Origin of the sequence: Aureibaculum flavum (assembly GCF_016406085.1) — a bacterium.
In the GTDB taxonomy this organism is placed as follows: Bacteria; Bacteroidota; Bacteroidia; order Flavobacteriales; family Flavobacteriaceae; genus Aureibaculum; species Aureibaculum flavum.
Map to the genome: position 1 here is coordinate 150,379 of NZ_JAEHFJ010000007.1, position 14,789 is coordinate 165,167.

Annotated in this window: 14 protein-coding genes; 9 read left to right on the top strand and 5 right to left on the bottom strand. The window is 31.5% G+C overall.

Going from position 1 to position 14,789, the window contains the following annotated elements; translation table 11 throughout:
- Nucleotides 1–63: 63 nt before the first annotated feature.
- The 9 genes from argS (at nucleotide 64) to JBL43_RS14695 (ending at nucleotide 11,682) form a co-directional block, all read left to right on the top strand.
- A complete protein-coding gene (gene argS / locus JBL43_RS14655; protein WP_198842150.1) occupies nucleotides 64–1,848 on the top strand; it encodes an arginine--tRNA ligase in 1,785 nt (594 codons plus the stop codon).
- Nucleotides 1,849–1,860: 12 nt separating this feature from the next.
- The gene (locus JBL43_RS14660) at nucleotides 1,861–2,664 is read left to right on the top strand and encodes an HAD family hydrolase (RefSeq protein ID WP_198842151.1); all 804 of its coding nucleotides are present in this window, start codon (nucleotides 1,861–1,863) and stop codon (nucleotides 2,662–2,664) included.
- A 141-nt stretch (nucleotides 2,665–2,805) separates the two neighbouring features.
- Nucleotides 2,806–4,092, top strand: coding sequence for a DEAD/DEAH box helicase (locus tag JBL43_RS14665; protein WP_198842152.1), 1,287 nt, complete (start codon nucleotides 2,806–2,808; stop codon nucleotides 4,090–4,092).
- Nucleotides 4,093–4,108: 16 nt separating this feature from the next.
- A complete protein-coding gene (locus JBL43_RS14670; RefSeq protein ID WP_198842153.1) occupies nucleotides 4,109–4,591 on the top strand; it encodes a CIA30 family protein in 483 nt (160 codons plus the stop codon).
- Between the two features lie 83 nt (nucleotides 4,592–4,674).
- Nucleotides 4,675–5,358: an SGNH/GDSL hydrolase family protein gene (locus tag JBL43_RS14675; protein WP_198842154.1), complete on the top strand. Its 684-nt coding sequence runs from the start codon at nucleotides 4,675–4,677 to the stop codon at nucleotides 5,356–5,358.
- A 212-nt stretch (nucleotides 5,359–5,570) separates the two neighbouring features.
- Nucleotides 5,571–7,175, top strand: coding sequence for a beta-N-acetylhexosaminidase (locus JBL43_RS14680; protein ID WP_198842155.1), 1,605 nt, complete (start codon nucleotides 5,571–5,573; stop codon nucleotides 7,173–7,175).
- A 111-nt stretch (nucleotides 7,176–7,286) separates the two neighbouring features.
- Complete coding sequence (locus JBL43_RS14685; RefSeq protein WP_198842156.1) at nucleotides 7,287–8,411, top strand: glycoside hydrolase family 18 protein; 1,125 nt, start codon at nucleotides 7,287–7,289, stop codon at nucleotides 8,409–8,411.
- A gap of 196 nt (nucleotides 8,412–8,607) precedes the next feature.
- The gene (locus JBL43_RS14690; protein WP_198842157.1) at nucleotides 8,608–10,413 is read left to right on the top strand and encodes a TonB-dependent receptor plug domain-containing protein; all 1,806 of its coding nucleotides are present in this window, start codon (nucleotides 8,608–8,610) and stop codon (nucleotides 10,411–10,413) included.
- A 162-nt stretch (nucleotides 10,414–10,575) separates the two neighbouring features.
- Nucleotides 10,576–11,682 (top strand): serine hydrolase, encoded by a 1,107-nt coding sequence (locus JBL43_RS14695; protein ID WP_198842158.1) that lies wholly within the window; start codon nucleotides 10,576–10,578, stop codon nucleotides 11,680–11,682.
- A gap of 8 nt (nucleotides 11,683–11,690) precedes the next feature.
- On the opposite strand, the gene JBL43_RS14700 is transcribed toward JBL43_RS14695, so the two are convergent.
- From JBL43_RS14700 to JBL43_RS14720, 5 genes are all read right to left on the bottom strand, one after another.
- Nucleotides 11,691–12,143 carry a YciI family protein gene (locus JBL43_RS14700; protein WP_198842159.1) on the bottom strand — a complete coding sequence of 151 codons (453 nt, stop codon included), beginning with the start codon at nucleotides 12,141–12,143 and terminating at the stop codon, nucleotides 11,691–11,693.
- A 14-nt stretch (nucleotides 12,144–12,157) separates the two neighbouring features.
- Nucleotides 12,158–12,496, bottom strand: a complete 339-nt coding sequence (locus JBL43_RS14705; protein ID WP_198842160.1) for an avidin-fold protein — start codon at nucleotides 12,494–12,496, stop codon at nucleotides 12,158–12,160.
- A 76-nt stretch (nucleotides 12,497–12,572) separates the two neighbouring features.
- Nucleotides 12,573–12,956 carry a DUF3037 domain-containing protein gene (locus JBL43_RS14710; RefSeq protein ID WP_198842161.1) on the bottom strand — a complete coding sequence of 128 codons (384 nt, stop codon included), beginning with the start codon at nucleotides 12,954–12,956 and terminating at the stop codon, nucleotides 12,573–12,575.
- Complete coding sequence (locus JBL43_RS14715) at nucleotides 12,946–13,725, bottom strand: HipA family kinase (protein WP_198842162.1); 780 nt, start codon at nucleotides 13,723–13,725, stop codon at nucleotides 12,946–12,948. The genes JBL43_RS14710 and JBL43_RS14715 overlap by 11 nt, the downstream gene beginning before the upstream one ends.
- 124 nt (nucleotides 13,726–13,849) lie before the next feature.
- The gene (locus JBL43_RS14720) at nucleotides 13,850–14,770 is read right to left on the bottom strand and encodes a YeiH family protein (protein WP_198842163.1); all 921 of its coding nucleotides are present in this window, start codon (nucleotides 14,768–14,770) and stop codon (nucleotides 13,850–13,852) included.
- Nucleotides 14,771–14,789: the final 19 nt, after the last annotated feature.

The following is a 14,789-nucleotide window of genomic DNA, read 5'->3' on the forward strand; positions in this document are numbered from 1 at the left end:
AAGCTTTAAAAATAGTAAATCCTTTATGAATTCATTAATTTTGCCCCCTAATTTTTTATTTTGATGAATATTCAAGAAACCATAAACAAAGCGATTAGAGCTGGATTGCAAGAGATTTATAATGTTGACATTGAAAATGTTGAGTTTCAAGCTACTCGAAAAGATTTTGAAGGAGATATAACTGTAGTGGTTTTTCCGTTTTTAAAAGTAATTAAAGGCAACCCTGTTGAAATAGGTACAAAGTTAGGTATGTATCTTACTGATAATGTTACTGAAATCACAAAATTCAATGTGGTTAAAGGTTTTTTAAATCTAGTATTGAGTGATGCTTATTTTATTGAAAACTTTGAGAAGAGCTATCAAATAGATAATTTTGGAATTAAAGAACCTGAGTCAGGTGAGAAATCGGTAATGGTTGAATATTCTTCGCCAAACACAAACAAACCATTGCACTTAGGTCATATCCGAAATAATTTATTGGGTTATTCAGTTGCTGAAATTATAAAAGCATCGGGTAAAAAAGTATATAAAACGCAGATAATTAATGACCGTGGTATTCATATTTGTAAAAGTATGTTGGCTTGGCAAAAATGGGGAAATGGAGAAACACCAGATAGTACAAGCCTAAAAGGTGATAAGTTGGTGGGTAATTATTATGTGAAATTTGATCAAGAATACAAAAAAGAGATTCTCGATTTAGTTTCTAAAGGGTACGCTGAAGATGATGCTAAAAAACAAGCTCCATTACTTCTAGAAGCTCAAGAAATGCTTCAAAAATGGGAAGCTAGTGATAAAGACGTTGTTGATTTATGGAAAGAAATGAATCAATGGGTTTATGACGGTTTCGAACAAACTTACAAAGCTCTTGGTGTTGATTTTGATAAGAATTATTATGAAAGTGATACCTATTTATTAGGTAAAGATATTGTAGCAGAAGGCTTACAAAAAGGTATCTTTTATAAAAAGGATGACGGATCCGTTTGGATAGATTTAACAGATGATGGTCTAGATGAGAAAATAGTTTTGCGTTCTGATGGTACAGCGGTGTATATGACACAAGATATTGGAACGGCAATACAACGAATTAAAGATTACCCAGATGTTGGAGGGTTGGTTTATACCGTGGGTAACGAGCAAGATTACCATTTTAAAGTACTTTTTTTGATACTTAAAAAATTAGGGTTTGATTGGGCAAAAAATCTTTACCATTTGAGTTATGGTATGGTTGATTTACCTTCAGGAAAAATGAAATCGCGTGAAGGAACGGTGGTTGATGCTGATGATTTACTGCTGGATATGACCAATACGGCTAAAGAAATTTCTGAAGATCTAGGAAAACTAGAAGGGTATACCGATGGAGAAAAAGCAAGCTTATTTAAAACCATTGGATTAGGAGCTTTAAAATACCATATTCTAAAAGTTGATCCTAAAAAGCGAATCCTTTTTGATCCTAAAGAGTCTATAGATTTTCAAGGAAATACAGGGCCTTTTATTCAGTATACGTATGCAAGAATACAATCTATACTGCGAAAAGCAGATTTTGATTTTGCTGTAGTATCAAATGGAAATGAAACCGTTTTAGAAGATAAAGAAAAATCAGTCTTAAAACAGTTGGCTTTATTTCCAGAGGTTGTACAACAAGCCGCTGAAAATTATAGTCCTGCTGTTATCGCAAATTATACCTACGACTTGGTTAAAGAATACAATTCTTTCTATCAAAGTATTCCTATTTTAGCTGCCGAAGACGAGCAAGAAAAGATATTTAGAGTACAGTTATCCAAAAAAACAAGTGAAGTTATAAAGAGTGCATTTGATATGTTAGGGATTGAGGTGCCTGAGAGAATGTAGTAAAATAATTATATGAATATACAACTAATTTGTTCTGATATTGACGGAACACTTTTAAATAAAGATAGAGAACTCTCAATGGCAACAATTGAGCAGATAAAAAGATTATCTCATATTCCTTTTATACTAATTTCTTCTAGAATGCCAAAGGCAATGACGCATTTGCAAGATCAATTGGGGATTGAAAATTTAGCTCTAATTGCATATAATGGCGGCTTGGTTTTAGAAAATGAAACGGTTGTAGATTCTACCGAAATATCTACCAGCATTATCGACAAATTGCATAAAACAATTTTGAACACTGAATTACATTTTAGCTTGTATCATGCCAATGAATGGTATGTGCCTGAGTTAGATTATTGGGCAAAAAGAGAGGCTAATAATACAAAGGTTAATCCTGATATTCAGGCTATTGATGTAACTATTGCGAACTGGAAAAAGGAAGAAAAAGGAGCTCATAAAATCATGATAATGGGCGATGCTGAAGATATTGATCGTGTGGTTGAGATTATAAAAGACCAATTTGATTCAGAAATCATTGGGTATCGATCAAAAGATACCTATTTAGAAATTGCTCCTAAATCCATTTCTAAAAAGACTGCCATTGAGGTTTTATTAAATAGTCATTATCCCAAATTAGCATTAGAAAATGTGGTTGCTTTTGGTGATAATTATAATGATATTGAAATGCTAAAAGCCGTTGGTGTTGGTGTCGCTGTTTCTAATGCTATAGATGAGGTGCTAGCTATAAGTAATGAAATTACAGACACCAATAAGAACGATGGTGTGGCTAAATATTTGAGAGATTTTTTATAGAATTTTTGAGGGATTAAAATACAGCGTAGCGTGATTTTTATTTTGGAATATCTTTAAAAAAAATCGTCGAGTGTAAACATTACTCGTACTTGGTAATCCATCAATTATATAAACCTTATCTTTGCGAACTTATAAAAAACTATGACATTTAAAGACTTAGGCATTGTTGAGCCGATATTAAAAGCCTTAAACGAAAAAGGCTATACAAACCCAACACCAATTCAAGAACAAGCAATACCCATTTTATTAAAAGGTAAAGACCTTATGGGCTGTGCCCAAACCGGTACCGGTAAAACGGCCGCCTTTGCCATTCCTATTATACAGCATATTTATAATAACAATCAAAACGGTAGAGATTCTAAAAAAATTAAAGCCCTAGTAGTTACACCTACACGTGAGTTAGCCATTCAAATTTTTGACAACTTTAAAATCTACGGTAAAAATACAGGCATAAAATGCAACGTTATTTTTGGCGGTGTAAAGCAACATGCTCAAACAGCAGCTCTTCGACAAGGAGTTGATGTTCTTGTGGCAACACCAGGTAGATTATTAGATTTGATGAACCAAGGTTTTATCAGCTTAAGAGATATTGAGTATTTTGTATTAGATGAGGCGGATCAGATGTTGGACATGGGGTTTATACACGATATTAAAAAAATATTAGCCAAATTACCTCAAAAAAGACAGTCACTTTTCTTTTCAGCGACAATGCCTAAAAGTATTGTAGAATTATCTAGAAAAATATTGGGTAATTTTGATACAGTGACAATAAAACCAGAACAAGCTACTGCCGAAAAAGTGGAACAAGCTATTTATTTTGTCCACAAAAAAGCAAAAATAAAACTATTAATTCATTTATTAGAAACGCAATCTATAAACTCTACATTGGTGTTTTCTAGAACAAAGCACGGAGCAAATAAAATTGTGAAATTACTTGAAAAATCGGGAATTAATGCTGCGGCTATCCATGGTAATAAATCACAGGGAGCAAGAGTTAAAGCTTTAGAAGGTTTTAAAGATGGTAAAATAAAAGTATTAGTTGCAACTGATATTGCAGCACGGGGTATTGATATCGATGAATTAGCATTGGTTGTAAATTATGATTTACCAAATATTGCAGAAACATATGTACACAGAATTGGTAGAACAGGCCGTGCAAAAGCAAGTGGAATTGCAGTTTCATTTTGTGATCAAGAAGAAAGAGCTTATTTACGTGATATTGAAAAATTAATCAAGCAAAAAATTCCTGTTATTTCAGAACATCCTTTTATTAATTTTAAAGATGATAATCCAGGAAGTGACGAAAAGCCAAGAAGACAGTCTAGGTCTAATAACTCATCTAATAGGGATAGTAGAAATGGGAATAAGATCAAGAAAAATCCTAATAAAAAACGTCGTGAATCTAACTCTAATTCTAGAAATAGATAAAGCTTTTAAATAGATTATGATACTGTTTGATTTTAATGAAAATACCGACATATCTCTTTGGACAGTTACCAATGATGCTGTTATGGGAGGTAAATCGAATGGTGAATTTTTACTCGACAAAGAAGGTAATGCGGTTTATAAAGGCGAGGTGTCTTTGGAAAATAATGGCGGATTTTCTTCAGTCAAATCTACTTTTGAACCAAAAAATATTGCGAATTATAATACTTTTGTTTTAAAGGTTAAAGGAGATGGTAAAACATATCATTTTAGAATAAAATCAGATATATCTCAACGTCATTCTTATATCCATAAATTTGAGACTACAGGTGAATGGCAAACTATAGAAATTCCTATGGCTGATTTATATCCAGTATTTAGAGGTAGAAAGCTGGATATACCTAATTTTTCAGATAAAATTTTGGTGTCAATAATATTTCTTATTGGCAATAAGAAAAATGAATTTTTTCAATTAAAAATAGCAAGTATTGATATAAAATAATTAGTTATATTTAACCTAATGTAAAGCTAAAATCAAAATAATTTTAAGCTTTATATTTTATTAATTATTTTAGAAGTCCGTATATGAAACCAACTATATTTTTACTACTCATGTTTTCATTTCTTTCAAATAATAAAGTATCTGCTCAAGATTGGCCTAACCTTAATAAATTCAAAATAGACAACGCACGTATAGCAAAAGAAGCGATTGATCAAAACCGTATTGTGTTTATGGGAAATTCTATTACGGAAGGGTGGCTGAAATTAGATACTGCTTTTTTTGACAATAAAAATTATATAAACAGAGGGATAAGTGGGCAAACCACACCCCAAATGTTACTAAGATTTAGGGCTGATGTAATTAATTTGAAACCTAAAGTTGTGGTAATTCTTGCGGGTACAAATGATATTGCTGGCAATACTGGACCAATGAGTTTCGATATGATTATGGATAATATGAAGTCTATGTGTGAGTTGGCAAAAGCTAATGCTATCAACGTTGTATTATCTTCGGTACTTCCTGCCTATGATTATCCTTGGCGTAAAGGATTAAATCCGAATGAAAAAATTCCCGAATTAAATAAACTATTAAAAGCATATGCTGATGAAAATGAAATGGTTTATTTAGATTATTTCTCAGCTATGGTTGATAATGATAATGGTATGAAAAAAATATATACTGAAGATGGTGTACACCCCAATAAAGAAGGCTACCAAGTTATGGGACCTCTTGTTGAATCGGCCATTTTAAGAGCTTTGAAAAATTAAATTACAGCTTTTTATTTTCATGATTGTTGTAATTCTAAGTCCTTCAGAATCACCTCAAAATGAAGCTACCATTACTACTTTATTCCCAATTGTAATAAATTTAGTGGTTATTCATTTTAAAAGATACCGTTTCCTTAGCTAGATTGGTTATTCAGCTAAATAATTAATAATAATAAATTATAATGATTATTTTTATCGCTTAATCAATCATTATGAAAATTAAAGCATTCTATCCTCATTTATTCGCTATTTGCATTGGTGTTATTAGTTTAACTTCATGCGAAACCATCGTCAAAAAAACTGCTGTTCCTAAAAATTTAGCTGAGCAACAAGTGATTCCAAAACCTATCAATGTAAAGGCCACTGGTAGTTCATTTGAAATAAATAGCAATACTTCTATTCAGTATCAGTCTGACGAATTACAACCTATTGCAACGTATCTTGCTGAAATATTACGTCCTGCTACTGGATTTGAAATTCCAGTAAAAATAATGGATTCAAAACCATCCTCTGATCATATATTTTTAACGTTAACCGATAGTGTTTCTTCTGTAGAAGGTTATCAGTTGGAGACAAAAGAAAACGGTATCGTAATCAAGGCAAATAAACCTGCGGGTTTGTTTTATGGTGTACAAACGTTGCGACAATTATTACCGGCAAGTATTGAAAAAGGCACTAAAGTATCTGACACCTTGTTAGTGGCTACAGGAATAATTACAGATAGTCCATCATATGGTTATCGTGGTGCAATGCTCGATGTATCTCGTCACTTTTTTGGAGTAGATGATGTGAAAAGAGTAATTGATTTACTTTCAATTTATAAAATGAATAGGTTGCATTTGCACCTTTCTGACGATCAAGGTTGGCGTATAGAAATAAAATCATGGCCAAACTTAACCACACACGGAGGAAGTTCAGAAGTAGGAGGTGGAGAAGGTGGATTTTACACGCAAGAGCAATATAAAGACATTGTTAAATACGCTCAAGATCGTTTTATAACTATTGTTCCAGAAATAGATATGCCAGGGCATACAAACGCAGCCTTAGCTTCTTACCCAGAATTAAATTGTAATGGAAAAGCACCAGAATTATACCACGGAACAAAAGTTGGTTTTAGTACATTTTGTATTGATAAAGAGATTACCTATAAATTTATTGATGATGTATTTGGTGAATTAGCAGCTATGACTCCCGGAGAATATATACATATTGGTGGAGACGAATCTCACGTTACTCCTATAAAGGATTATATTCGTTTTATTAATAGAGCTCAGAAAATTGTTGAAAAGCATGGAAAAAAAGTTGTGGGTTGGGATGAAATTGCACATGCTACATTATTGCCAAATACTGTGGTACAATATTGGTCAAAAGGCGAAAATGCTATCAAAGGTATTGAGCAAGGAGCGAAAGTATTGATGTCTCCAGCAACAAAGGCATATTTAGATATGCAATATGATTCTATTACTCCAATTGGACTACACTGGGCCGCTTATATAGAGGTTGATGAAGCTTATAATTGGGATTTAGCCACTTTTGAGGAAGGGATTTCGAAAGAAAATATAATAGGTATAGATGCTCCTTTGTGGACTGAAACTGTTGAGACCATGGACGATATTGAGTATTTGGTCTTTCCTAGAGTTATGGGGCTAGCAGAAATAGGATGGACGCCAGCGTCTCAAAGAAGTTGGGATGAGTACAAAGTGAGACTGGGTAAGCATAAGGATAGGTTGGACGCTTTAGATATAAATTATTATCCTTCTACTCGTGTACCATGGGAATCTTTACTTAGTAGCAACGATAGTCTTGTAAAAAAATAAGAACAATAGGGTTCTCATTACATTCTAAACTTTAAAACATAAAAGTGCAAGGCTTATTTTAATCAATTTGTCTTGCACTTTTTATTTTTTACCAAATCAAATTTATTGGATATGAACTACCTTTTAAAATATCTTTTTCTCAGTTTTTTATGTTTTAGTTGTTCCAAAACCAATAAAAAAGAAGAAGTAAAAAATGTTGATAATAATGATTATAAAGTAATAGCATATGTTCAAGGTTATCAAGATAATTGGGGTGAAAATTTAGAAAAAGCAAGACAGATAACACATATTAATTATGCTTTTGCCAACATAAAAAATGGTAAAGTTATTGAAGGTTATAGTGTAGATACGGAAGCATTAAAAAAACTAAATGCATTAAAGTCAATAAACCCCAATTTAAAAATATTGATTTCTATTGGCGGATGGTCTTGGTCTAAAAATTTTTCAGATATCGCACTAACGGAACAATCAAGAGAAATTTTCGCAAATAGTGCCATTGATTTTATGAAAAAGCACAAGATTGATGGTATTGATTTAGATTGGGAATATCCAGGACAGAATGGTGATAACAATACATTTAGACCTGAAGACAAGGAAAATTTCACAGCTTTACTAAAACGAATTCGAGAAAAATTAGAAGCTATAAAACCAGAACATTATTTATTGACTATTGCTACAGGAGCAAATCAAGCGTATTTAGACCATACAGATATGGCAAAAGCTCATCAATACTTAGATTTTATAAATATAATGACTTATGACTATTATACTGGTGGGTCAAATAGTACTGGTCATCATTCAAACTTGTTTTCTTCGTCATTAAATCCTAATGGAGTTAGTTCTGCGAAAGCTGTAGAAGAACATGTAAACGCAGGAATTCCAATAGAGAAATTAGTGCTAGGAGTGCCCTTTTATGGGAGATGGTGGAAAGGAGTAAATGCAGAAAATAATGGATTATATCAAGACTCTTCGGGCAAAAGAGGAAGTTACAACTTCAAGGAAATTGAAGAAAATTACATTGATAAAAACGGATTTGTAGCTCTTTGGGATGATGAAGCAAAAGCTCCTTACTTATGGAATGCTAAAGAAAATCAATTTGTAACTTATGAAAATTCCAAATCACTAAAGTTTAAAATTAATTATATCAAAGATAAAAAAATGGGTGGTGTCATGTTTTGGCAATTTAACCAAGATAGTGGTACGTTGCTAAACACTATTTCAGGTAACTTAAAGTAACTTAAGTGTTTAATTGTTTTATTCACGAGCAAGTAAGTGTAATCTTATTGTAACGTAATATAGCCTATCTCAGTTTTCTCAATATCTTTGGTAAATTAGTTTAGAAACTACTGACTTATTTATCATCATTCTATTGCCGTATTTTCATTTCAACTAATCATATTTACCTATATTTGTCGCCACCAAAAAAAATAGGATGTTAGAAAGAAAAGTCGGTACTTTAATTGTGTTTTGTTTGTTATTTAGTGTCTTTACTAATGCACAAAAGGATACGGTAAAATTGGAGGAGGTAATTGTTACATCAAACAGAATATCAATTCCTTATTTTAAAACTTCAAGAACAATAAATCTAATTACAGCTAAAGAAATAAAAAACTCTACGGCAACAAATGTTGTAGAAGTTTTACAACAGGTTGCGGGAATTGATGTAAGACAACGCGGTGTTGATGGTACACAATCAGATCTTTATATTAGAGGCGGTAGCTTTGATCAAACACTTATTTTAATTGATGGCATAAAAATGGATGATGCCCAAACAGGGCACCATACTATGAATGCTATGGTAGCCTTAGATAATATAGAACGTATTGAAGTCATTAAAGGTCCAGCTGCTAGAGTATTTGGACAAAACGCCTTTGCTGGAGCTATAAATATTGTGACTAAAAAAATCCAATCAAATGCATTATCGGCATCGCTTGGGTATGGTTCTTATAATAATTTAAAGGCATCAATAGGATATAGAAAAACCTTCGCTAATGGAGGAGGTTTTCAAATCCATGCACAAAAACAAAAATCGGATGGTTATAGAACAAATTCTGATTTTGATAACACGGCCGTATTTTTAAAATCACAAGTTAAAAATTATAATTTTTTAGTTTCATTAAGTGAGCGAAAATTTGGTGCAGAAAATTTCTACACCTCAAATCCTGATTGGAAAGAATATGAAGAAACACAAACGAGTTTATTTGCAGTTTCTTCTGTCTACAGAGCTAAGAATTTAATTATAAAGCCTAGAATTTATTGGAGAAGAAATCAAGATATATTTTTATTGAAAAGATATGAGCCTAGTTTTTTTAGGAATTTGCATATCACAAATAAAATTGCTGCAGAAACTAATTTTGAATTGAGCTCTGATTTGGGGAAAACGGGATTTGGAATAGACTTAAATAAAGTGTTTTTGTCAAGTAATAATTTAGGTGATCGTGATCGATTTATGCTCACTTCATTTTTAGAACATCGTTTTGAAATTGGTGATTTAGATCTAACGCCGGGATTAGCATTTACCTATTTTTCTGATTTTGATGCTCAACTATTTCCTGGTTTAGATGTTGGATATGGGGTGACAGATCACATCAAGTTATATGGAAATATAGGCTATACGTATCGGATACCAACCTTTACAGATTTATACTATTCTGATCCAGGCACGGAAGGTAATTCTGATTTAAAACCAGAATCTGCCTTGTCTGAAGAAATTGGATTTAAGTATACCACTGAAAAATTTCAGGTTAATGTTGCTGTTTTTAATCGGACTTCTGATGATTTAATTGATTATACCAAAGAGGTTGAAGCTGATAAATGGAAAGCTCAAAATTTTAGTAAAGTAAATACCAAAGGTTTTGAAACTTCAGTTAATTATAATTTTGAAGTTAGTAATTATAATCAAAATATAAAATTAGGATATAATTTTATAGATGATGATATAAAAGACGTAAACGTTGCATTTACCAGATATGGATTAAATAGTTTAAAGCATCAATTTACTTCTAGTTTACATACTCAATTTTTGTCTTTTCTAGATCAAAGTCTGAGTTTTAGATTTGTAGAAAGAACGAATGGGCAAACGTATAATTTGGTTGATTTTAAGTTAAGAGCCAAGCTAAATAAATTAGAAATTACAGCAAAGGCTAATAATATTTTTAATACGGAATATAGAGAACAAGGTTTGGTGCCTATGCCAAAAGGAAATTTTATGTTCGGATTAACCTATAATTTATATTAATCAACCATAGCATAATACTCCAAAAGGGTTTGTTTTTATCAAGTAAAAATATTTGGCAAAGGTTATGATTTTTATAAAGTAGATAACTCTAGTGGAGTTAATAAATGAGATTATAATTGCAAATTCTTACAAATCCGTATATTTATACCCAAACCTTTTTTCATGAGATTTTTACTGTTATTTGTGTTTGTATTTAGTATTGCTTGCTCACAACCCAATACAACTCCACTTGAACAAGTTTTAGCATCTGAAAACCAGAAGATACGTGCAGTAATGGATAGCTTAGAGCAGTACGAGGTGCAAATTTTATATACGGAAGTAATTAGAGATGAAGCTAATATACCTTCATTTAAAGATGATAGGTTTCAAGTTAATGATAGTAATTATTTTTATCCTGCAAGCACTGTAAAATTTCCAACCACAATTTTGGCTTTGGAAAAGCTAAATGAAGATGGTCGTTTTGACAGAAATACCAATTTTTTTGTTGAAGGAGATACTTTAGTCACAACATTTGGTAATGAAATTAAGAAAATATTTGCAGTTAGTGACAATACGTCTAACAATAGGTTATTTGAATATTTAGGGCAAGATGAAATCAATAATCGATTAGAAAGTAAAGGAATAAATGCTCGTATTTCACATAGATTATCTATTCCTAATTCAGATGAACTAACGACAAAATCACTGGTCTTTTATTTAAATGACAGTACCACAACTCCTACAAAGTCTATAATTAATAAACCTTTAGAACCGCTAACTATTAAAAAATTAAGCAAAGGAGTAGGCTATTTAGATGATGATGAGTTGATCAAAGAACCGATGAGTTTTTCCTTTAAAAACTATTTACCTATCACTTCATTGCATAATACAATGAAGCAATTGATGTTTCCTGAACTATATCCGAAAGAAAAACAGTTTCATTTAACAGAAAGTGACAGAGAATTTTTAATCAATATGATGAAAATAACACCAAAGGAAGCTGGTTATATTGGTGATGATTATTACGACAGTTATGTGAATTTTTTGGTTTTTGGAGATGATAAAGCACCAATGCCAGATACTATAGAAATTTACAATAAGGTTGGGTATGCTTATGGATACTTAACTGATTGTGCGTATATCAAAAATAGAAAAACGAATAAAGAATATATTATTACGGCCACTATTCATACCAATAAAAATAAAATTTATAATGATGGTGTTTATGAAACAGAATCCATCGGAATTCCTTTTTTGGCAGAGTTAGGTAGGCAGTTAGTTATTGAATAAACTTCAATTTACATTTTAATTTTGGTAATTTTAGGGTGATATTTTCCTACTAAATCTAATGCTGCTGAACCGTACCAAGGATGCAATTCCATTACTAAACTACCAGCTTTTATAGCTGGGTCAGTTTCAGTTAATTTTTTGGCTTCTTTTACTGTTTCAACATTAAAAATATAAATACCTCTTAATTCTCCATCGTCTAAAAATGGTCCAGCAATTGCCAATTTACCTTCCCTTGAAAGTCTTTTTATATTTGACATATGTGCCATTTGTAAATCAGCAGCTTTAATTGAGTCTTTGATTCTGTTGGGACCTTTTTTTAAAAAGGCAATAACATAACGTTTCATACCATAGTCATCTGCACCTAATTCTTTGGCAAGTTTTTTATCAAAAGAAGAGATATCCTCTTGAGCATAGAATGAAGTTGCTATTAAAATTGTGAAAATTAGAAGTAAAGTTTTCATACGTTTTTTTAAGTTTATATTTCTTCCAATACAGATTTTCCTATTGATTTATCTCCAGAAGTCCATTGCCAAGTTTCATGTAATCTAAGCTTTCCAGTAGACATAATTTCAGGAGTCGATTTACAATTACCAGTCATTATTTCACCATTTTTATTAACTTGATGATAGGTCATTTCAATGTTTCCTTCACTATCAACCAAGCCAATTAAATGACCCGTAATTATTTGTCCACCTGAATAATTGGAGGTAAGTATATTGCCTTTTTGTTTATATTCAAAAACGGTTTCGGTTGTAGTTTCTCCATTTTCACTATTTGATATAGGGCGAAATTTTTTGTTATTATAATTCATCATTTGGATGATTTTACCTCGTTATAATTTTTTTTAAGAGCTAATTATATTGGCCTTTTAAAGACTCTTCTTTATTAAATTATAAAACATACTTGTTAAAGATATCCTCTAACTCTTCTTCTGGATTATAACAGAGTCCTGAGTGTGTTTTAGAGCTTTGTATAATGGTACTTCTACAAGCGGCTAACCACCTAAACCTATCAGATAATTCCAGTTTACCTATAGGGCCACCGGTAGATGCTCCATCACAAATTAATTTCCAAGCATTTAAATATTCATTCAATACTTCTAGCTCTGTTTCAGGAGAAAATACCTTTAATAATTCGTGATTAACGTTGTATTTTATACCTAGAAATTTTTTCCGTTTAGAAAACAGAATTACACCAACATTAAAAAATTCTTCGCGTTCTACTCTAGGAACAACTCTGATTATGGCATATTCAAATGTAACTCTATCTTGCATCCGTTGCTTCTTTAACTAAAATATCAATCATAGATAATTTAGTAGTTATAAACTGAATATATGCTACTCTCATTTCATCAGGATTTAAAGTGTCAGATTCACTGAGCAACCAGTCTTCTGGAATATTTGAAACTATTTCAATAATTTTATTTTTATGAAGTAACTTTTGTATTTCTATTGAAGCTTCCTTTAAACAAGTAGCTCGTTGTAAAAGTACATGGTCTTTAATATATGGAAAAGTCCTTTTAAGATGGCTTTCCCAATTTTCCCAGTTATGATGAAAATAGAAACTAGCTCCGTTATCTATAACCCACAGTTCATTATTCCAATTCAGTAAATTGGTGTTTTTGGCTGTTCGATCAATATTACTAATTAGGCTATCTAAAATAACCACTTTGGAAGCCGTCAATGCATCAACTTTTGAAACTAAAGGGTCGAAAGTAATGGAACCAGATAAATAATGCAATCCTAAGTTTAAACCAATACTAAATTTAAGTAAGTCTTGTATTTCTTCATCGGGTTCTGTCTTGCTAAAAGAATCATCCAAATTCATAAAAACCAATTCAGGAACTTTTAATCCAATGGCTCGAGCTAGTTCTCCACCAATAAATTCAGCAATAAGAGCCTTTTTTCCCTGTCCTGCTCCTCTAAATTTAAGCACATATAGAAAACCATCATCAGCTTTTACAATCGCGGGTAGCGAACCACCTTCTCTTAATGGATGTACATATTGAACAACATCTACTGTTCTAATATCAATTTTATTCATGAATACTAAAATAGTAAAAATATTAGGTTGAGAGCCTAAAGATATTTTTATTATTAAAATATATTTGTTTATAATAATGATTTAGCGGTTGACTAATTTTAAAAATACAATCACGATAAAGCGGTTAATTTAATATATACATAAGTGAAAAAAATGAAATGAAAATCCATAAGGTAAACGCTAAAAGTATAGGTTTTATACCTGAAGATTTTAGATCTTTAATTGAAATTGTTGAGCCTACAATAAAGAGCGTAACTATTAATAAGCGTTTTGCCATTAAAACAATTTTATGAGTAGCTGGTTCAGGGATAATATGATAACTATTTATGATTATTGCTAAGACAAATAGAATTATAAAATAAGGAATCTTTATGCGTTCTCCTTTTGTTTTAAATAGAAACATTGAAAACATTGACAAAGGGATAATCCATAAGGTTCTTGATAGTTTTACAGTGGTTGCAATTTTTAAGGCTTCATCTCCATAACCTATTGCGGCTCCTACAACCGAACTGGTATCATGTATTGCTACAGCACACCATAAACCAAATTGTTGTTGTGTTAAGTTGAGTAAGTGGCCAATGGCAGGGAAAACAAACAGAGCAATAGAATTGAATAGAAATACAATTCCTAAAGCGATACTTATAATATTACTTTTAGCTTTAATTACCGGTGAAATTGCTGCTATAGCACTACCACCACAAATGGCAGTGCCAGAGGTTATAAGATGTCCTAATTTTAAATCTATCTTCAAAAGCCGTGTAAATAATAATCCTAATGATACCGTTAGTAGTATTGAAAAAATGGTTAAGCCAAACCCATCTTTACTTGCTGTTAGGGTCTCTTTTAAGAACATACCAAACCCTAATCCAATAACCGAAATTTTTAGAAAATAATGAATAGCTTTGTGACTATATGATTTAAAAGGATTATTAAAAATAAGTACAAATACGAAACCTAACAGTAATGCTGATGGACTGTTTATTTTGCCTAATAGGGCAATAACAATAATAAGTAGATAGACTGTTTTTGAAAAAATACCTTTCATATCAATTCGCTATATTTGA